This window comes from Chthonomonas calidirosea T49, from assembly GCF_000427095.1.
In the GTDB taxonomy this organism is placed as follows: Bacteria; Armatimonadota; Chthonomonadetes; order Chthonomonadales; family Chthonomonadaceae; genus Chthonomonas; species Chthonomonas calidirosea.
Genome location: NC_021487.1, coordinates 2,476,730 through 2,497,133 on the forward strand (window position 1 = coordinate 2,476,730; position 20,404 = coordinate 2,497,133).

Here is a 20,404-nt window from a genome sequence, read left to right on the forward strand (position 1 = left end):
TGTTGAGTCGGCCTGTCCTCTGTGAGAGGAGGACAGGCTTTCTCCTATCTGGAGCCTTGCTACATGCCGAAACCGCGCAAACAGGGCTATTTCGCCCTCGTCCTTCATTCCCATATCCCCTATGTGCTCGACCACGGGCGGTCACCTCACGGAACCGATTGGCTGTCGGAGGTCACCGCCGAAACCTATCTGCCACTTCTCGACATGCTCTTCCGTCTTGTCTCTGAAGGCATCTCGCCCAAGATCACCCTAGGGTTTACCCCCATTCTCGTGGAGCAGCTTGCCGATGAGACGTTCCAACGCGATTTTGTGGGCTATCTCCAGCAGAGAATAGAGGCAGCACGCGAAAACCAGCGGCAGTTTCGCTATGAGGGCAATACCCACATGCGTGGCCTGGCCCATTTTTGGGAGGACTACTATCAGCAAAAGCTCGAGGCTTTCCTGGATATCTACAAAGGTGACCTCATTGGTGCCTTTCGGAGGCTTCAGGATGAAGGGCATATTGAGATACTAACCAGCGCGGCTACCCACGGCTATCTGCCTCTTTTGCTCACCGATAACAGCGTGCAGGCACAGATTCGTTTGGGTGTGGTCTCCTATAAGGAGCGTTTCGGGCGCGACCCACGCGGGTTTTGGTTGCCGGAGTGTGCCTATCGCCCGCGCTACGCCTGGAACCCGCCTATAGAGGTCTATCGTAGCCCGCGACCGCAGTTGCGAAAAGGTATTGAAGAGTTCTTAGCGGAGAGCGACCTTCGCTATTTCTTGGTGGATGCCCATCTTCTGCGAGGGGGGCAGACACTTGGCGTCTATGCGGAACGTTTCAAGGGATTGCAAGAGCTGTGGGCGCAGTTTCAACGAGAGTACAACCCAGAACGGGCCGATCGCACGCCCTATGCACCCTACTTGGTCAACAGCAGTGGACTGCCTATGCAGCCGGTGGCTTGCTTTGCGCGCGATCCAAAAACCGGCATGCAGGTTTGGAGCGGCGCTCACGGCTACCCTGGGGATGAGTTCTACCTAGAGTTTCACAAAAAGCACTATCCGGGCAACCTACGCTATTGGCGGGTCTCTTGGCCTAAGGACGATTTGGGGGCTAAACAGCTCTATGAGCCTTATTTGGCGATGGGCCGTGTACATGATCATGCCAAGCACTTCGCTCAGCTGGTGTACCAGACGGTGGTATCTGCAACGACGGAAGGGGACCAGCCCCCCGTTGTGGTGGCGATGTACGACACCGAACTGTTTGGGCACTGGTGGTTCGAGGGGCCGGAGTTTCTCTATCATGCCTTGAAACAGCTGCACATGCACCCCCATGTAGAGCCGATCACATGCGACGCCTACTTGGAGAAGTACCCTCCCAAGACGGTAGTGGCGCTACCCGAAGGCTCGTGGGGCGAAGGAGGCTATCACTGGATATGGCTGAACGAGTGGACAGCGTGGACGTGGGAAAAGGTCTATGAGGCCGAACGGCTAATGATAGAACTGGCGCAAACCTATGGAGATGTGGAGCAGGTACAAACCATTCTTCGACAGGCAGCGCGTGAGCTGCTGCTGCTCGAATCGTCGGACTGGCAGTTCAACATCAGCACCTTTACCAGCCGTGACTATGCCGAGCAGAGGGTCAATTACCACTATTCTCGCTTTTTGCATCTAGCCTCTCTCGTTCAACGCGTTGCCGCGCAAGAGAGTATTCCCGTTGACGATTGGAACCTTCTTGGGGAGGCGGAAGAGCGCGACCGGTGTTTTGCTCAGCTGAACCCGAAATGGTGGGCTGCCGTCGAGTTCCCTGCGGCCGAGAGGGAGGAGTAGAGAAAGTTTGCGGCAGGTAACAACGCACAACTCACGCATCGCCTGGAGACGATTCGACTGCAGCAAATCGCCTCTCCATTTGGAAGCTACCTTGCGCACCGGCCAGAGTTTTCGATGGTGTCGGGATGCCAACGGGGTTTGGTGGGGCACTATAGAGTCGGTTGGTGTGGCCTTATGGCAGCCCGATGGGGAGCCTTACGGCGATCTTTATTGGCAAACGTTCCCTGAGCCGGACTTATGGGAGGTGGTGGAGGACTACCTTCAGCTTCGCACCGACCTCGAATCGCTCTACTGCCGTTGGAGCTTCGCCGAGCCACGCCTCGCCGAGGTTTTTCGCGCTTTTGCCGGGCTACGGGTTTTACGACAACCGCCGGAGGAGTGTCTTTTTGCCTTTCTATGCGCCACAACCAACACGGTGACCAAGATCGAGCGGAGCGTACGCTATCTGGCCGAGCGCTATGGGGCTCGTATCTGCACCGGTCTCGATAAGCCCGCGACCCTCTTTGCTTTCCCTTCGGTAAGCGCGCTTTCCGCGGCGGATGAGAGGGATTTGCGGGCTGGCCTGTGGGGCTATCGGGCCCCTTTTGTGATTAAAACGGCACAGAAGCTGCTACAGAAACCGCAGGGGTGGTTGAGGGCGCTAAGAGATGTGCCCTATGCGGAGGCTCATGAAGCCTTACTGGAGTTTCCTGGCGTTGGGCCAAAGGTGGCGGATTGTGTCTGCCTATTCGCCCTCGACAAATGGGAAGCAGTGCCGGTGGATAGGCATATCTACCGGCTGGGCGTTCGTCTCTTTCTTCCGCATTTTGAAGGCCGCTCGTTAACGCCGCGGCTCTACAAGGCAGTTGCTGAAGCCTTCCGCGAGCGCTTTGGGCCTATGGCGGGTTGGGCGCAGCAGACCCTTTTTTATGCGGAAGCGGGTCTATATAGAAGGCCAGACAAAGAGAGCTCAAGGCAGAGAAGGTTTTAGGGAATAGCCTGGATCTGCGCCGTGGAATTTTGGTAGTCCACTCTCTTCGGCTTCCTCATGGTCACTGCTGCGCTTGCTCGAAGCGATTCAGCTGCTGTTGAGCCACGTAGGCCACATCTGCATCGGAGCTTTTGGCCAGCTGCTCTAGGATGTCCTTGGCGCCAGCCAAATCGGTGTTTCCGAGCGCGACGGCAGCCCATCGTTGCAGGGTGGGGTTGGCGCTCTTCAGCGCCGTTGCAAGCTGCATAAGAATTTCATGACCATAATCCGACCCTAGCAGATCACCCAGAGCGGTGGAGGCGTAGTAGGCGGTTGTGCCGCCTTTTGCCAGCAGGGAGATCAGCGTAGGGGCGGCTGCAGGGCCGATCTGCCCAAGCGCTTGTGTAGCGGCCTCAGCGACGGTTCCGCTGGGGTCGTTTAAGGCGGCCACGAGGGGCGCGATGCCACCTCGATTTCCAGGAAAACCTAGGGCTTTGGCGGCGGCGGCACGCACGTCTGCATCCTGTGTATCGGTTTGTAGCAACCGAGCAAGGCTGGGATCGGTTTCCGGATCGTGCACGGGAATGAGCGCCTGGGCAACGCCGAGGCGTATCTCTTTTTGGGGATTGGCCAGGGCCTGGATAAGTTGCTGTACAACCGCATGGTTTGGAGGGCTATCTTCTCCTGGGCGGGCTGCCACGGAGAGGGCGGAGATGGCCGCCGTTCGTAAGTTGAGGTCGTAATCGGTAAGCGTTTTGAGAAGCGTGGAGATGGCATGCGGCGTTGCGATGCGCCCTAAACCGGCGGCGGCCTGAGCGCGAGCCTCTGAATCGACCGAAGGGTCAAGTACCGCTTGGGCAAGTACCGGCTCACTGGAGGGATCGGCGATAAGCCCAATGGCGGCGATGACGGCGGTGCGCACTTGCGTAGTGGTGGCTGGGTTCTGAAGTACGGCGATAAGCTTAGGCACGGCATGTGGGTCCCCTATTTTCCCAAGCGCGTTGGCAGCGCCGATCTTTACCCCATCATCTTTATCATCGAGGAGAGCCATCAGCGCGGGAACACTGCGATTGTTGGCCGCGGGGTCGAACGCTTTACTGCTTAGCACGTCACCTACGGGGCCGCGGGCGTCACTGCTCGATTTCAGTTCGTTCACGAGGGCCTGCACCACGTCGGGGTTTTGGCGTGGCCCTATGCCGTCCGGGTCGGTGAGGGCACGGATAACGCCCTGACGCACGTTGATGTCGCTATCGCTTAGGCCATCCACAAGGGCTTTAATGTTATCTGCAGAGGCTGCACCGATCTGTTTCAGGGTACGTAGGGCCTGATCGCGCACGATCTTATCCTGATCTTTCAGCATCTGTACGGCCTGTTTCACGGCGTCGGCGTTGCCGAGATCGGCAAGGGCAATGGCGGCTTGGGCGCGCATCTCCTTCGTTTCGCCGGCGATGGTGTCGGAGAACTGCTCTTCGGCGATCAGCTCCTTGGCCGCAGCGGCGCGCTGAGCCGGCGTCCCGTGTGTGAGATTGTAGAGCAGTTGATGCATGTGGTGGCTATGCAGAGCGGCTAGGCCCACAACCACGAGAACGATTCCGCCAAAAATAAGATAGTTCAGATATTTCTGTATCACGTTCCCACGCTCCCCAAGAGCAACTCTTTAAAGGATAGATGTTACTTCAAGCATTCTACCTGAATTCGCCCATTTCCTGCCCCTCTACACGTTCCTCAAAAATAGGAACGGAGGAGATTTGTCATTTGTTCTTGTGTTCCTTTGTGTAATATGACAGGAATCTGGCGAGAAGCGATAAAAAAGTTGCACTTTTGAGGTTTTCGTGTTATAATAAAAGCATCCTTTCCTAAAGGAAGGCCAAGCAGATCTCTGTTTGGAGAAATTGAGGTAGTGGGGGAAACTGCGTGTGGACGGCAAAAACGTTTTCGGGTATAATCCAATCCGTTCTACAAACGGTTTCCTTCAGCACTCTGGCGCAGCTGCCGGTTCCTTTTCCGTATACAATGGGGTAGGTTCCGGCAGTTTTTCTGTTTGTAGAGGTTCCTCTCTACATCGGCAAAGAGAGAAAGAAGGTGTCTAAGACACACAGCAGCTTGATTCAGTGGCTTCGGAGGAAAAACAACAGATGAATCGTAAAAACGCTTTCACGCTCATTGAGTTGCTTGTCGTTATCGCTATAATAGCGATACTGGCAGCAATCCTGTTCCCTGTCTTTTCCCAGGCGAGAGATAAGGCGCGGCAAACGGTAGATATATCCAATCAGAAACAGATACTGCTCGCTATCCTTGCTTACACGCAAGATTATGATGAGATGTTACCGTTGGGACAGGTGGGCCCGGTGCACTGGGATGGAAACATTAACTCTGATGCGGAGGGTGATGGAATTAATGACGAGATAGACCCCTATATCAAAGCGGGCGTGCCTTGGGGGCCGGAGCGGAAGTCGAGTATTTGGGCCGATCCGTCCGACTCCTACCAGCGTGACGACTGCGATGGTGCCCCAGGGATAGGAGTAGGCTACGATATTAGCTATGGATTTACACGCTACGACCCTGACCAACCCCTCTTAGGTTTTGGAGTCTTCGGATATCGTTTTGAGTCGGATGGATCAGACTGGTCTTCTTTAACGCTAGCTGGAGTTCCCAAACCGGGAAGCACCATCATTATGTTCCCCTGGTGGAATCCAAATAACTATTCCCGTTTTTACGCCACAACGCGCTACAATATGGGAGACCTGCTTGTTTTTCCCGTCTATCCGAAAGCTTTAAGTATCGGAGATGTATGTGGAGATGGCTATAACTGGCTTTTCTCTATAGGAGGCCATAACGGAATCTCTGATTTCGGCTTTCTCGACGGCCATGTAAAGGCGATGCCGGCTTCCCGTCTGTGGAACGTAAATCCTACAACCGGTCTGTGGAACCAGCAGCCACCTAACATGATGGCGTGGAGCGATCAATATAATACGAACTAAATAGATACGCGCCTGTTCTCCCTACCTGCCGACTATTTAACCAACGCCTGGCGGTAGGGAGAACAAAAAACAGGAATATTTCGGAGGAAAACGTATGTCTACGCGGGATAGAAATCTGCTGATCTTAGCGGTAGTGCTGATCCTTGCAGCGGCAGGCTTCATGGTCTATGCCTATCGTAAGAATCAACCTCAGGTCGTTAAAAGCGTCCATGTTGACCCAAACTCTTTTCCGAAAGTACAGTGGATGAAAGAGCATAAAGCCGGAGTAAATCCGAACGCTCCTGAATCCGGTGCAGGGGCTTTTGGAACTCCACAGGGTGGAACCATCCAGAATGCCAATCAGTAGCTCGCCCCGTTTTTAAAAGGTTTGGGGTTAATACTGCAGGTAGTAGAGATTGTTAATCTCTACACCTCCCTGTTTTAGGACTGTCCATGACCCTGAGCACGGGTAGGCGACTACTGCTATTTGGCGCTCTTTTAATAGCCTTAATAGGTGCGATCTACCTCCGTTCGTATTTGTACAGGCATTCGATGCCTCCGATCTCTAAGGACCTAGCTACAGTAGGCCTTTATGCGCGTGCCCACCCTAATGATCCGACGGCACAGATCGCATGGGGAAATGCACTTATGTTGCACAACCACCCCAACGAAGCCATGCAGGTTTTTGCTGATGCAGCACAGCGATGGCCACACGATGCCCGTCCCTATATTGGCTTAGGGGCACTTGCCCTACAGCAGCATCGTGATGCGATTGCGCAGGTGAATTTTGAACAGGCCGTCCGCTGTGATCCGCGAAATGCCCTTGTTTGGCATCTTCTAGGGGAAGTTTACGAGCGGCGCCATGAGCCTCTAGCGGCGATTCATGCCTATATGGAAGCCACCAAGCTAGCTCCAAACGATGAGGTCGCATGGCGACAGCTCGGGGTGCTCGAAACCAAACGTAAGCTCTATGCTGCAGGCTATGCGGCCTTACAGCGCGCAACCGCTTTAAACCCAAAGGATGCACGAGCGCAGATCGATTTTGGCAATATCGCCCTTGTACAAGGGCAGCTCGCGATCGCCCAACAGGCTTTTACCAAAGCATTGCAACTTCAGCCTCATGCTCCTGATGCTCTGATCGGGTTGGCCAACGCGAATATGCTGCTTGATTCTTCTCCCTCGGGGCTAGCGAATGACCTATCTCTCATCCAGCAGATTGCTGATCCCGCACATAACGCCATTGCTTGCGAAACTCGCGGACACATTTACCTGTTGCAAAGGCGATATTTATTAGCCATAAAATCTCTCCAAGAGGCCATAAGGGCCAACCCGAAGCGGACAACCGCCTACGTGCTGCTTTCCCAGGCCTATGCCGCAGTGGGCAACGCACAAGCGGCCGAAAAAGCAGCAAAAACCTATCAGCAGCTGTTGCAGACGGAGGGGGCCGATGAGACAGCTCCTCCGGTAGGAATGGGGCATTGAGTCGCGATATTGCCCGCCGTGAGGCATTGGGAATTTTCTTGGGCGCCGTTCTGGGAAGTTTAAGCGATGGATGTAGACGTGATCCCATTCCTAGAGCGGTGAAAACTAGCCAGCGTTTTCTCTTTCGCGACGTGGCTGCGGAAGCTGGCATAGACTTTGCACTTGGGCATACGAGCCTTACGCAGGTGAATGCCCTTGAAGCTATTGGGCATGGATGCGCTTTTTTAGATTACGACCGCGATGGTCATCTCGACGTTCTACTCGTTAGTAGCCAACGCCCTCGACTTTATCGTAACTTAGGGAATGGACGGTTTACAGAGGTCACAGAAACAGTACTTCCCACGCCACCTCCTCATGCCCATTTTTTGGGTTGTTCCGTAGCAGACTACGACCGTGACGGCTATCCGGATATTTTGCTTACCGGCTATGGCACGCTTGCGCTTTACCATAACGAGAGCGGTAAAAAGTTCCGCGATGTAACATCGGGGTCGGGGTTAGAGGCGCATGGTCCTTATGATTGGAGCACCAGTGCCGCTTGGGCCGATATAGATGGCAGCGGCCATCTTTGCGTCTACATAGGTCGCTATGTGCGCTTTACTCCCTACAGCAAACAGCTTTGCTCCTATAGAGGTATTGATGGTTCCCCTGTCATGATGGCTTGCACGCCGGACAGTTATCCGAGCGAGCGCGGAGCGCTTTTTCGTCATGACGGTAACGGGCATTTTGTAGATATCACAGAACAGTCCGGTGTGATATCCCATGGCAATACTTTGGGATGTCTGTTTTGTGATTTCAATAACGATGGGCTTCCCGATCTCTATCTGGCCAACGATCTTGAGCCTGCCGACCTTTTCTTAAATCTAGGAGACGGACGCTTCACCAACATTGCGGTGGCCTCTGGGACGGCTTACGGCGCTGACGCCTCCCTGCAGTCAGGGATGGGTATTGATTGGGGTGACTATGATAATGACGGACGTTTCGATCTTCTCGTGGCAAACTACGCCCAAAAGCCGAAGAGCCTGTTTCATAACGAAGGGCATAACCTCTTTACCAATCAATCCTATCCAAGTGGCATCGGGGCGGCTTCCTTATTGCCTCTTGCCTTCGGAGCCGTCTTTGTAGATTTCGATAATGATGGCCTCCTCGATATCGTTTTTACGAACGGTCATGTGGAAAGCCAGATCGAAAAGGTAGATCCGGCTCAAACGTATCGGCAAAGCGCCCAACTGTTTCGAAATCTCGATGGAGCCCATTTCGTGGATATCAGCGCGCTGGCCGGCCCCGATTTTACGCGGCGTATCGTGGGTAGAGGCATTGCCGTAGGGGACTATGATAACGATGGACTGCTTGACCTCCTTGTTGTGGATGAAGAAGGGGGAGCTCTTCTGCTTCACAACGAGGGGCCTTCTGCTAACCATTGGATTCGCTTCCGCTGCGTGGAGGGGGCGAAAGAGGCCTATGCGATCGGTACAAAAGTTGTCATTGAGTCTAAAATAGGCAGGCGGATCGCAGAGGTGCGGGCGGGTGGTAGCTATCTCTCCACAAATGAGCCGGATGTCCATTTTGGTTTAGGCCAAGCGACGACCGTGGATACCGTACACATTTTTTGGCCTAACGGACAGAAGCATCTGTTTTATAAGCTGCCTGCCGACAAGCTGTACCGCATCCATCGCGAAACAAAAACCTTAGAGCCGTTATTTTAGAAAAATAAAAGAGATATGTGCAGCACACAAGGGTATCTTTACCTCGTTTCCTCGCAATAGGGTAGCAGGCTATCGTACATCCGTTTGGCGGCTTCGAGTGGTGGAAGTGCCCAAAGCTCCTTGCTGAACATCTCAATGGAGTAGTAACCTTTATACCCATAACGCTCTAGGGCATCAAAAATAGCTCGAAGGTCTAAACATCCTTGCCCCGGAAGCACGCGATCGTCATTGCAATGGGAGAGTTCACCCGGCTTGTCCCGCATATCGTCTACATGCACGTGGTAAATATGAGCTACTGAGGTGGCGTTGATCTGCTCGAACTTGGTGGGGGTGCAATGGTAGTGAGCGGGGTCGAACAACACCCCAACGTTCGCCCTGCCGGTGCGCTGCACCACCTCCACCGCCGTACGTAACGACTTCACCAAGGGAGACCAGTTGAACTCCAAACAGAGTCTCACGTCGGTATCGGCTATGGCGTCGGCCACTGTAGCAAAAGCCTCTGCAAGAACGCCGATGGGATCGGCTCCTGCATGGGTTGGACCATCGGTACCCACAACCAGGCAACAACGAGAACCCAGCTGCGCCAACAGCCGGGCGTTCTCGATGACGCGTGCATGGTTGGCCGCACGCTGCTCTCTATCGGAAAAAGCCTCTAAGCCCGTCTCAAATCCTCCAATACAGCGCAGCCTATGCCGCTGTAAGAGATGACGAAGCTCCGATACCGGGCGATCGCGAACCTGTCCTAGTGCGAACTCTACGTTCTCAAAGCCAGCTTCGGCGCAGGCCGCTAAAATCTCCTCTAAACTGCCTCTTAACGATACCGTGTTGATAGCAAGTTGTGAACGATGCATTCCCTCTTCCTCAATCGGTGTCGTACCTCGCCCAGAGCGGCGATACCGTCCGGGCACTATTTATTGTCCATATATTCATGGTGGGCAAGGTTATTTCCTCTTCAAAAGTCAACCCCATCGCCAAAATGCGAAAGGGTTTGTCCCTGATGGAAATTATTTGTTTCCTCTCGGAACCTCGAATGCTAATAGTTCACCTCCTGCTCTCAGATTCAACATCACGTGGAAGTGGCATTGGCCTCAAAGCCACAACGAACACCTTCCAACTTCTCCTGGCTCTTCCAATAGGCGCTTCGCCTTCAGGTAACAGCCCTGTGTGTTCTTATGGATGCAGGATTCGCGAGGGCAGATCGTGAAACTTCAAAATAAAATCGTGTGTGCTGGCCTAATGGAAACTTTCTTGGCCCGATTTCGGTCTTTTAAAATAGGGGGGAACGCAAAGGTTGAAAGCAGTTCTTCATGCCTTATCGAAGAGGTGGTGCTGCAACGATATCGTATTGGTTAAGGTTTATTGTTCGTGACACAAGGAAGCGACACAGATAATCCGTAAATCCAAATCTTTTCAAAAGAGTAGTCTTAGGAGACAATCGAACCTTCTCATGCAAATGCAGAGAATATCGTCTTGGTACGAACCGGAAGCGCAAGGGACTTCCTTGCATCGTGGGCAAGATCTTTCCGGTTCTTTACGACGCCCACTAACCGTGCAACAACAACAGATCACCGACAACCTCGATCAGCTTCTAGAAACCCTTCCGCCCGACATCCGCAAGTATCTCGAGCAAGAGCCGTCCTTGAACGACCTGCTAGAGATCGTAATGGACCTTGGGCGCATCCCGGAGGCTCGTTTCCCCGAAAGGGTTGTGGAGCTAGGGACAGAGCCGGTTTCTGCTCAGCAGATCGAGTACGTGGTAAGTCGTGTAGGCGCTTTCGGCAAGGATAATCGGGCCGGCATTGAACGCACCTTGCATCGCATTTCGGCCATACGCAATCGTCAGGGGCGCATTATCGGCCTTACCTGCCGAATCGGTCGGGCCGTTTTTGGCACCATAGATATCATCCAAGATGTGGTGGAAAGCGGCAAATCCATACTGTTACTGGGGCGCCCAGGGCGGGGTAAAACCACGAAACTTCGCGAGGTGGCCCGCGTGCTCTCCTCCGAACTGAACAAGCGTGTGGTGATCGTGGACACCAGCAACGAGATCGCCGGAGATGGGGACATTCCGCACCCCGGCATCGGACGTGCGCGAAGAATGCAGGTGAGCTCTCCTGAAGAGCAGCACAACGTGATGATCGAGGCGGTGGAGAACCATATGCCGGAGGTCATCATTATTGATGAGATCGGCACCGAGCAGGAGGCATTTGCCGCCCGAACCATTGCAGAAAGAGGGGTACAGCTCATCGGTACCGCGCACGGCAACAGCTTGGAAAACCTGCTGCTCAACCCCACCCTCTCCGATCTCGTGGGGGGTATCCATGCCGTGACGCTTTCCGACGACGAGGCACGTCGGCGCGGCACCCAGAAAACGGTTCTCGAGCGCAAAGCGCCACCAACTTTCGACGTGGTGATCGAGATCATGGATGTGGATAAGCTGGCGATCCATATGGACGTGGAGAAAACGGTGGACCGCATGCTACGCGGCATCCCACCACGTCCTGAGATACGGATACGCACTCCCGATGGTCGTATCGAGATCGTGCAGCGCTCCAACGAGTTTCAGCCCACCCTTCATGAGGTGCCCGAACCTGTAGAAGGGACAGAGGAGACTCTCTATACGATTCCACGGGTGGCTCGCAATGGCGATGCAAAAGCCGCGGCTCCCGAAAAAGGGCGCGACGGGGAGGAGATCGCACGTCCGGCAAGGCCGCTTCCTTCCACGGTTCGCATCTTTCCCTATGGCGTGAGTCGGAGCCGACTAGATAGGGCCATAGCGGAGCTGCACGTTTCGGCCTTCATCGCTCGTGATGTAAGCGATGCCGATGCCGTGATCGCCTTGAAGGCCTCCTACAAGCGGGAGCCGGCAAAGATGCGGGAGATCGCGCAGCGACGCCTTCCTATCTACACCATAAAGAGCAACACCTACGCGCAAATAGCGGGCTGTTTGCGTGAGATTTTCCGCATGGGGAACGGCGGAATGGGGCCTGAAGAGCTCGAAGAGGAGTTCGATATGGAAAATGCGGCGCTTCAAGAAGCGCGGGAGGCCATCGAGATCGTGAAACAGACCCACACAGCGGTGGAGCTGTCTCCGGCAAGTCCCCAAATACGTCGTCTACAGCATCTCCTTGCGGAACGATACCAGCTAGCTTCTGAGAGCGTAGGGGTTGAACCGCAGCGCCGTGTGCGCATCCTGCCTATCGGCGCGTGAGTCTCACCATGCTGTCCAACGGCCGGCTCATTACGTTTGAAGGGATTGATGGCGCAGGAAAGAGCACGCAGCTCTCTCTCCTGCGCCAAGTGCTACAGCAGAAAGGTTATGAGGTGTTGGTAACCCGCGAACCAGGCGGGGATGCCGTCGGCGAGGAGGTGCGACGTCTCTTACTGCAGCAATGCATGGTTCCTCGCGCCGAACTCCTGCTATTTCTCGCCTCTCGCGCCCAAAACACCGAGGTCGTTATTCGCCCCGCCCTTGCTTCTGGTATCATAGTTTTGTGCGACCGCTACATCGATTCGAGTGTGGCCTATCAAGGCTATGGCAGAGACCTCCATCCAGAGACCATAGAGCAGCTCAACAACTTCGCTACGAACTCGCTTGTGCCCGACCTTACCATACTGCTCGATCTGCCGCCGGAGATCGGCTTGGAGCGCCAAACGCAGAAAAATCGCATGGAGGAAGCAGGCCTAACGTTCCTACAGCGTGTTCGCGAAGGGTATCTGCTGTTGGCACAAAAGTATCCTGAGCGCATCCGCACCCTCGACGCCCGTCGGCCTCCCGAGGAGATACATCGGGAAGTATGCACACTTGTTTTCGAGCTATTGGCCGGTCGCACCATGGAAACACGAGGTAGCAAAGTATGAAATTGGTTATTACGGTTGTCCACGATCGTGATAAGAATCGAATTACCGAGGCGCTTCTGCGCAACGGCTTTCAATTTACCAAGATTGCCAGCACAGGCGGGTTTCTTCGAGAAGGCAACGTAACACTGCTGATCGGTGTCGAGTCCAAAGATGTAGATAAAGTCATTGATGTGATCGGGGAGAGCTGCAAAACACGGGAGCAGTTTGTTAACGTGCTTCCCCCCGATGCGGCGCCCGTAGGCACCTTTATGCCGAGCCCAGTAAAGGTGTTGGTAGGCGGTGCGGTCTGTTTTGTGCTCGATGTCGAACGTTTTGAACGTTTTTAAGAGGAGGTCACGACATTGGCGTTACCTGAGACCATTGCCACTGCTTGTAAACCGCTCTTCGATGCCGTACCTTTGGAGCAGGCCATGCCCCATCTGTTAGGCAGTCATCCACATCATACCGAACTCGTAGAACAGGTGCTTCAGCGGCCGGCTCTGCAAAACCGCCCCGATCTGGCTGCAGGGCTTTGGCTCTACGTGGATGATCTGCAGCGTTGTCACGCCATCTGCCAAAACCTTCCCGACCCCACTGGCGCCTTCTGGCATGGCATTATGCATCGGCGAGAGGGTGATTTCTCCAACAGTCACTACTGGATGCGTCGGGCGGCCTCTCACCCTCTGCTTCGGGAGCGACCGGAGTTAAAACCTGCTGAGTTTGTTGACCTCGTCGCTAGGGCAGGTGGAAGGGATGTTCCCGAGCTTGTAGCCCATCAACGTGCTGAGTGGCTGGCTCTGTTTGAATGGTGTGCTCAGAACCCCCTGCGCTAGCACGTTGCGCTCCTTTCTGGTGGGCAATCTTGTCCGCGTTCTCAGGCAAGATACCCACGTTCCTAAATAGTGGCCTAAATTCTCCCCTGAAAACAGGTCATCCCCTTACCGATAATGAAAGATAGACCACCTTAGGGTCTCTTTCAGGCTCAATAGGAGATGACAGCGATAGGATGACCTCGGCCCCCTCTTCACTCTCACAAGGTTTTGCTTCTTTCCTCCAGCGGATCACGCGCAGTGCCGATATGGTACTGGCCATTCTGTTCATTTTGGTGCTCGGCATGCTCATCGTGCCGCTGCCTGAATGGCTGCTGGACCTGCTCTTGGTGGTGGATATCGGAGGCTCTGCCCTTATTCTCTTGTCAGCCTTCTACACGGTAGAGCCGCTTCAGTTCAGCATCTTTCCGTCGCTACTGCTGATCATGACGCTCTTTCGCTTGGCTCTCGATGTGGCCGCCACGAAACTGATTTTGGGTACCGGCCATGCCGGTGAGGTGATCTCGGCTTTCGGAAAGTTCGTGGTGGGTGGCAACTACATTGTGGGCATTATCGCTTTTCTAATTCTTGTGGTGGTGCAGTTTGTGGTGATCACCAACGGTGCTGGGCGCGTGGCGGAAGTGGCCGCCCGTTTTACTTTGGATGCCATGCCCGGCAAACAGATGGCCATTGATGCCGACCTCAATGCGGGGCTGATCAACGAGGAGCAGGCGAAAGAACGACGGAAGCAGATCGAGCTAGAGGCCGATTTTTATGGGGCAATGGACGGTGCGAGCAAGTTTGTGCGAGGCGATGCCATCGCCGCTATCTTGATCATTATCATCAATATTGTAGGTGGGTTTGCTTTGGGGTTGAGCCGTGGAGGCGACGTGATGAGTGTTCTGCAGTCCTATACCCTACTCACCATTGGTGAAGGACTCGTCAGCCAAATTCCTGCACTCTTGATCTCCACCGCGACAGGCCTCATCGTCACACGGGCTGGCTCTGAAAAACCGATCGCTCAGGCCTTTTTCCAGCAGCTGTTTCAAGGCACACGCCCTCTCATCCTTGTCTCCGGTCTAATGGCTCTGTTGGCGTTATTACCGGGCTTTCCTAAGCTTCAACTGCTCTTCTTGGCGGCGGCTGCCGGCGGTGGCGCTCTCTTCTTAACGCGGCGCGCGGAGGAAGAGCAGAAACGCGCGCTGAAAGAGAGCGAGAAGCAGAAGCTTGCCGCTAGCGCCGCCCCCAAAGGGCCGGAGGCCGTGCTGCCGCTTTTGAATGTAGAGACCATCGAGCTGGAACTCGGCAGCGGGCTGGTGCCTTTAGCGCTTCCAGAGGAGGGCGGCGACTTGGCAGATCGGATAGGAGGGGTGCGCAAGCAGATCGCTATGGAGCTTGGGATTGTACTGCCAACCGTTCGTATTCGAGACAATCTCCAGCTGCGCCCCAATCAATACCAAATTAAGATCAAGGGCGCACCGGTAGCGAGCCATGAGCTGCTCTTAGGCTACATTTTGGCTTTGGATACGGGCATGGTGCGTCAGCAGTTCGAGGGCATTCCCACCACAGAGCCGGCCATGGGGACGCCTGCCATCTGGATCAATCGGTCGCTCAAAGATCGCGCTGAGCTGGCCGGTTACATCACCGTAGATCCGGCTACGGTGCTTGTAACCCATCTTACGGAGGTCATCAAAGCTCACGCGGCCGAGTTGCTCACGCGCCAAGAGACCCAAAAGCTCGTTGATCAGGTACGAAAACGCGATGAGGCCGTTGTAAACGAGTTGATTCCTAACGTTCTAACTCTGGGAGAGGTGCAGAAGGTGCTGCAAAGCCTCTTGAAGGAGCGGGTAGGCATTCGTGACCTCACCACCATTTTGGAGACGCTGGCCGATTACGCTCCTCGCACACGCGATATTGACGCTTTGAACGAGTTTGTGCGGGGGGCGCTTGCGCGGCAGATCTGCCGACAGTATCAGGATGAGGACGGTGTGCTGCGGGTTATCACACTGGCCGCCTCTTTAGAACAGGAGTTGCGAGGTGCCGTTCAGCCTACCCCGACCGGCCTTATGCTCGCCATCGATCCTCACCTCGCTCAAGCTCTCTTACGGAGTTTGAAGGAGCAGATGGACCAGGCTTCTGAGGAGGGGCATGTGCCGGTTTTGCTCTGTTCGGGCCAGATCCGTCTGCCTTTAAAGAGGCTGATCGAACGCAGCCTGCCTCACTTGGCCGTTTTGGCTTACACCGAGATCGTGCCAGGCGTTGATGTGGAAGTTGTGGGCACCGTTGATGTGACTCTTAGTCTCAGTGGAACTACATAGCGACCCATCTATGAAGTGGGAGGCGTCAGGACAATAGATAGAATAGAAGAGATTTGGGCTTGAGCTTGGAAGCCGAATGCAGCATAGCTTCTGAAGTCGGTTTGAAACATTAAGGTATAATGCGCCTGTGAATCGTTGCCACAGGGAGTTGCTTGAGGATGGAACCGACGGTATCGCTGCTGCAGGGGGCAAAGCCCGAAGAGTCTCCGTTGCCAGAAAATGGAGGAGACAGCCAGGCCAATCCATCCCGATCAGTTGTTACAGGTGCGTTCCAGAGCACTGCTGCCAGCAGTTTCATTCGTATTCGTGGAGCGCGTCAAAACAACCTTAAAAACATCGATCTCGACATCCCTCGTGATAAGTTGGTGGTGATAACCGGCCTGAGTGGGTCGGGAAAATCCTCCTTAGCCTTCGATACCCTCTATGCTGAAGGGCAGCGCCGTTATGTAGAAAGCCTCTCGGCGTATGCCCGCCAGTTTCTCGGTCTTCAGGAGAAACCGGATGTAGACCAGATTGATGGGCTCAGCCCTGCCGTCTCGATAGACCAGAAGTCCACCAGTAAGAACCCTCGATCTACCGTCGGCACGGTTACGGAGGTTTACGACTATCTTCGCCTCCTATTTGCGCGCATTGGGGTTCCTCACGACCCCAAAACCGGCCAGCCGCTCAGCAAGCAATCTCTTGAGGAGATGATAGACCGTGTGCTTGCCCTACCGGAGGGCAGCCGTGTGCAGATACTTGCCCCCATTGTACGTGGGCGTAAGGGGGAGTACCGTAAGGAGCTCGAGGAGATTCGAAAGGAGGGCTTTACCCGTGCCCGCATTGATGGGGAGACCGTAGACCTCAGCGAGGAGATACCCTCTCTGGAACGCTATAAGCAGCACACCATTGAGATCGTCATTGATCGATTGGTCATTCGGGAGGGCATTCGTACACGCGTTGCCGACTCGATGGAGCAGGCTTTGAAGCGTGGCAAGGGCGTCGTCGTGGTTCATGTGTTGGCTCAAGAGGGGCAGTCGGAGCAGGAGCTGCGTTTCAGCGAAAAGTTTTCATCGGATGAAGAGGGCTTTAACTTTGACGAGATCGAGCCACGTCTCTTTTCTTTCAACTCGCCCTATGGCGCCTGTCCAGAATGCCATGGATTAGGCTTTATGCAGGAGTTCGACCCCCAGCTTATTGCACCCGATCGCCGCCTTTCCATTCATCAAGGGGCGCTTCGGCCCTTCACACCAAAATCGGGCACGGGCGGTCTGCACGATTATCAGCGAAGCCTGTTTGAGGCCGCGGCACGCCGACTTGGCTTCACGCTGGATACACCTCTTAATGCGCTCTCCGAGTCGCAGTTTCATGCGCTCATGTACGGTGTAGAGGGCAATGTAACGGTGGAGTTCAGAAATCGGTGGGGGCGGGTTCGCCATTTCGATACCGAGTTCCCCGGCGTTATCCCCATGTTGGAGCGGCGGCTACAGGAGACAAGCAGTGACCTTGTTCGTGAGGAACTTGCGCAGTATCAGAGTGAGCGACCCTGCCCTGCCTGCCGAGGAAAACGGCTCAAGCCCGAAGCCCTCTGCGTGCTTGTAGGCGGCAAGAACATCGCGGAGCTATGCGCAATGCCGTTAGATAAGCTGCAGGCCTTTTTCGACCAGCTCACGCTTTCCGACAGAGAGGCGATGATCGCACGTCAGATTATTCGTGAGATCAAGGCACGACTAGGGTTCCTATTGAATGTGGGGCTAGACTATCTTACACTGGATAGGAGTGCCCGCACTTTGGCGGGAGGGGAGGCTCAGCGTATTCGCCTCGCAACCCAGATCGGTTCGGGCCTTATGGGAGTGCTCTACATTCTCGACGAGCCCTCCATCGGCCTGCATCAGCGGGATAACACGCGGTTAATTAACACCCTCAAAAGCCTAAGAGATCTCGGTAACACGGTGCTTGTGGTCGAACACGATCAGGAGACGATGGAGGCGGCCGACTGGATTATTGACATTGGCCCCGGTGCCGGCGAACATGGTGGGCAGGTAGTAGCGCAGGGAACGATTGAGGATATTCGCTGTCATCCTACCTCTATCACCGGCCAGTATCTCAGCGGCCGCCGTCGCATTGCCGTGCCGGAACAGCGCCGTGCGCCCAAAGAGGCTTGGTTGGAGCTGATAGGCGCTCGCCAGCACAACCTCAAAAATGTAACGCTTCGCGTGCCGCTAGGTCTTTTTGTGGTGGTAACCGGAGTCAGTGGCAGCGGGAAATCAACCCTCATCCAAGAGACCCTCTACCCGCTGCTCATGCACCATATCTATGGTACGCACGCAGTGTGGGGGGCGTACGAAGCGATCCGTGGTTTAGAGTTTGTGGATAAGGTTGTAGATATTGACCAAGCGCCCATCGGACGTACCCCCCGCTCTAATCCCGCCACCTACACGGGCGCCTTCGATCTGATTCGCGATCTCTTCAGCCGCACGCCAGATGCGCGAATGCGCGGCTATGAGCCTGGTCGCTTTTCTTTCAATGTGAAAGGTGGGCGCTGTGAAAACTGTAAGGGAGATGGCATTCTCAAGATAGAAATGCAGTTTCTGCCAGACGTCTATATTCCCTGTGAAGTCTGTAAGGGCAAACGTTACAACCGTGAAACACTTGAGGTGAAGTATCGCGGGAAATCTATTGCCGATGTGCTCGATATGACGGTATCGGAAGCCCTACAGCTTTTTGAGAATCTGCCGCCTTTGGTGCGGAAGCTCAAAACGCTGCACGATGTTGGGCTGGACTATATTCGGCTTGGGCAGCCGGCGACCACTCTTTCCGGTGGTGAGGCTCAGCGCGTGAAGCTCGCCACCGAATTGGCCAAGAGGCCAACCGGCCGTACCATCTATATTCTTGATGAGCCGACGACCGGTCTTCATTTCGCCGATGTGGAGAAGCTTATCGGTGTGTTGAATCGGTTGGTAGATGCCGGCAACACCGTTTTGGTTATTGAGCACAACCTCGATGTCATCAAAACAGCGGATTGGGTTGTGGACTTGGGGCCGGAGGGAGGCGATGCCGGTGGACGCATTATTGCCGAAGGACCGCCGGAGAAGGTAGCTGAAGTGCCCGAAAGCCACACCGGCCGCTATTTGCGTAAGGTGTTAGGCCTAGATGGATAGCCTGACTGTCGTTTTGGCCTTTTACTTTACATGGGCAGCCTAAGAGGGGCCCTTAAGGAGCCGAGGAGCCTTGCTCGACATAACGCTCTGCCCGATGAAGCAGGTCACTTAAGGCCGTTTGGAGGCGTATAAAAGCCTCAAAGAGGGAGCCGTAGGCACTAAAGTACTGATGGACATCTCCATCGCTCAGGGCTTTTGTTGAAAGGTAGTAGAGATGGTCGCTTGTCTGCAGCAGGCGCCAAGTGCGCAAAAACTCTGGGTGGCCCGTGGCACGAATGGGCTTCTCCATGCGCTTGATCTCTTCAAAAGCAAACTGTTGCATCTCATTGCCCAACCAAGCGGAGGTATCGCGCTCTTTGTCTGCCCATGAAATGGTTGCGAAATCGTGGACGTGGATGGTACCCACGCGAGGCAGACGATGAATGGCCTCTGTGGGCGTGACAAACTCGAGTTGCGGGTGACGCTTAATGGCTCCAGGAAGATTGCGCAGAAAGTCGAAGATGCCCGTATCCGCCCAGATGTGCTCTCCGAAAGCCTCGTAGTCCATAGCCAAGAGCACGTTCATATCGGTGTTGGTAGAGAGCCAGAAGGCAAACTTTTCGGCATCTAAAGGCCACTGATCCCAATGACGGTTTGGAAAACGATAGGCAATATCGTCGGAGAGGCGGTAGTTTCGCAGCAGCACGGGCAGGCCACAGGGCGCTTCATAGACGAAATCCGGCGAGCGCCATCCCTCCAAAACCCAGTCCACGCCCTCCGTGATAATGCCCTGATAGCCCATTTGTTGTACATGCCATGCTACCGAGTCGTTGTAAAGGCACTCCGTGTTGCGAAAAACGGTGGGACGTCTGCCAAATAGTCTCTCGATGGTGTCGGCATGAAGCCGACACTGCTCATGGAACTCGGTCTTATCTCCAGGGAAAAGGCTACTTAAGGAGTGGTAGTAGGTCTCACCGGTGAACTCCACACAACCGGTGGCCGCAAGCTCTTGCCAAAGCGCAATAACCCCTGGATCGTAGCGTTGAGCCTGCTCTAAAAGCGTCCCGGAGAGCCCAAAAGCAAACTTAAACGGTTTTTCCGTGTCCTTGTGCTCACGAATAAGCTCTAGCAGGAGCCTGGAAGCCGGGTAGTAGCATTTTTCGGCAACACGGTGAAATATCTGTCGGTTCAGAGTATCGTCAAAGTAGGTATCGTAAAACTTCTCTGGAGCCAGGTCGCGATGTGAACCGCGCTGCTCATACGCGCTAAGACGAAACGGTTGATGAGCGAAAAAAAAGAAGGTGACAAGGGTCACAGATCGCTGTTCCTTTCTGATGGAGCAGGCAGGAGAAAAGCCTCTCCCAATGTAAGTATATCTGCGAACACCGTACAAATACAATATCCCTTTTGAGAGG

Annotated in this window: 15 protein-coding genes; 12 read left to right on the forward strand and 3 right to left on the reverse strand. The window is 54.6% G+C overall.

Going from position 1 to position 20,404, the window contains the following annotated elements; all coding sequences use genetic code 11:
• Positions 1-63: 63 nt before the first annotated feature.
• Together CCALI_RS10360 and CCALI_RS10365 are read left to right on the forward strand one after the other, a co-directional pair.
• Entirely contained in the window at positions 64-1,809 is a 1,746-nt protein-coding gene (locus CCALI_RS10360; RefSeq protein ID WP_016483437.1) for a glycoside hydrolase family 57 protein, read from the forward strand.
• A 7-nt stretch (positions 1,810-1,816) separates the two neighbouring features.
• Positions 1,817-2,779 carry a DNA glycosylase gene (locus CCALI_RS10365; RefSeq protein ID WP_016483438.1) on the forward strand — a complete coding sequence of 321 codons (963 nt, stop codon included), beginning with the start codon at positions 1,817-1,819 and terminating at the stop codon, positions 2,777-2,779.
• A 61-nt stretch (positions 2,780-2,840) separates the two neighbouring features.
• Here the strand turns inward: CCALI_RS10365 and CCALI_RS10370 are convergent, their stop codons facing one another.
• A complete protein-coding gene (locus tag CCALI_RS10370; protein ID WP_016483439.1) occupies positions 2,841-4,388 on the reverse strand; it encodes a HEAT repeat domain-containing protein in 1,548 nt (515 codons plus the stop codon).
• A gap of 505 nt (positions 4,389-4,893) precedes the next feature.
• Between CCALI_RS10370 and CCALI_RS10380 the strand changes: the two genes are divergently transcribed.
• The 4 genes from CCALI_RS10380 to CCALI_RS10395 all read left to right on the forward strand — a co-directional run bounded on the left by CCALI_RS10380 (position 4,894) and on the right by CCALI_RS10395 (position 8,903).
• Entirely contained in the window at positions 4,894-5,739 is an 846-nt protein-coding gene (locus CCALI_RS10380; protein WP_016483440.1) for a prepilin-type N-terminal cleavage/methylation domain-containing protein, read from the forward strand.
• 94 nt (positions 5,740-5,833) lie between these two features.
• Positions 5,834-6,085 (forward strand): hypothetical protein, encoded by a 252-nt coding sequence (locus CCALI_RS10385; RefSeq protein WP_016483441.1) that lies wholly within the window; start codon positions 5,834-5,836, stop codon positions 6,083-6,085.
• Positions 6,086-6,366: 281 nt separating this feature from the next.
• Positions 6,367-7,200 carry a tetratricopeptide repeat protein gene (locus CCALI_RS10390; protein ID WP_044949129.1) on the forward strand — a complete coding sequence of 278 codons (834 nt, stop codon included), beginning with the start codon at positions 6,367-6,369 and terminating at the stop codon, positions 7,198-7,200.
• Entirely contained in the window at positions 7,197-8,903 is a 1,707-nt protein-coding gene (locus tag CCALI_RS10395) for a CRTAC1 family protein (RefSeq protein WP_016483443.1), read from the forward strand. Before CCALI_RS10390 ends, CCALI_RS10395 begins: the two co-directional genes overlap by 4 nt.
• A gap of 38 nt (positions 8,904-8,941) precedes the next feature.
• Here the strand turns inward: CCALI_RS10395 and CCALI_RS10400 are convergent, their stop codons facing one another.
• Complete coding sequence (locus CCALI_RS10400; protein ID WP_016483444.1) at positions 8,942-9,754, reverse strand: sugar phosphate isomerase/epimerase family protein; 813 nt, start codon at positions 9,752-9,754, stop codon at positions 8,942-8,944.
• 596 nt (positions 9,755-10,350) lie between these two features.
• Between CCALI_RS10400 and CCALI_RS10405 the strand changes: the two genes are divergently transcribed.
• From CCALI_RS10405 to uvrA, 6 genes are all read left to right on the forward strand, one after another.
• Complete coding sequence (locus tag CCALI_RS10405) at positions 10,351-12,114, forward strand: R3H domain-containing nucleic acid-binding protein (RefSeq protein WP_016483445.1); 1,764 nt, start codon at positions 10,351-10,353, stop codon at positions 12,112-12,114.
• A gap of 8 nt (positions 12,115-12,122) precedes the next feature.
• Positions 12,123-12,764: a dTMP kinase gene (gene tmk, locus CCALI_RS10410; RefSeq protein ID WP_016483446.1), complete on the forward strand. Its 642-nt coding sequence runs from the start codon at positions 12,123-12,125 to the stop codon at positions 12,762-12,764.
• On the forward strand, positions 12,761-13,090 hold the full coding sequence (locus tag CCALI_RS10415) for a cyclic-di-AMP receptor (RefSeq protein ID WP_016483447.1): 330 nt from the start codon (positions 12,761-12,763) through the stop codon (positions 13,088-13,090). Before tmk ends, CCALI_RS10415 begins: the two co-directional genes overlap by 4 nt.
• A 15-nt stretch (positions 13,091-13,105) precedes the next feature.
• Positions 13,106-13,576: a hypothetical protein gene (locus tag CCALI_RS10420; RefSeq protein WP_016483448.1), complete on the forward strand. Its 471-nt coding sequence runs from the start codon at positions 13,106-13,108 to the stop codon at positions 13,574-13,576.
• Between the two features lie 173 nt (positions 13,577-13,749).
• A complete protein-coding gene (gene flhA / locus CCALI_RS10425) occupies positions 13,750-15,870 on the forward strand; it encodes a flagellar biosynthesis protein FlhA (protein WP_016483449.1) in 2,121 nt (706 codons plus the stop codon).
• 158 nt (positions 15,871-16,028) lie between these two features.
• A complete protein-coding gene (uvrA, locus tag CCALI_RS10430; RefSeq protein ID WP_016483450.1) occupies positions 16,029-19,010 on the forward strand; it encodes an excinuclease ABC subunit UvrA in 2,982 nt (993 codons plus the stop codon).
• 52 nt (positions 19,011-19,062) lie between these two features.
• Here uvrA and CCALI_RS10435 read toward each other — a convergent pair whose 3' ends face one another.
• Positions 19,063-20,304, reverse strand: a complete 1,242-nt coding sequence (locus CCALI_RS10435) for a glycoside hydrolase family 57 protein (RefSeq protein ID WP_016483451.1) — start codon at positions 20,302-20,304, stop codon at positions 19,063-19,065.
• Between the last annotated feature and the right edge of the window lie 100 nt (positions 20,305-20,404).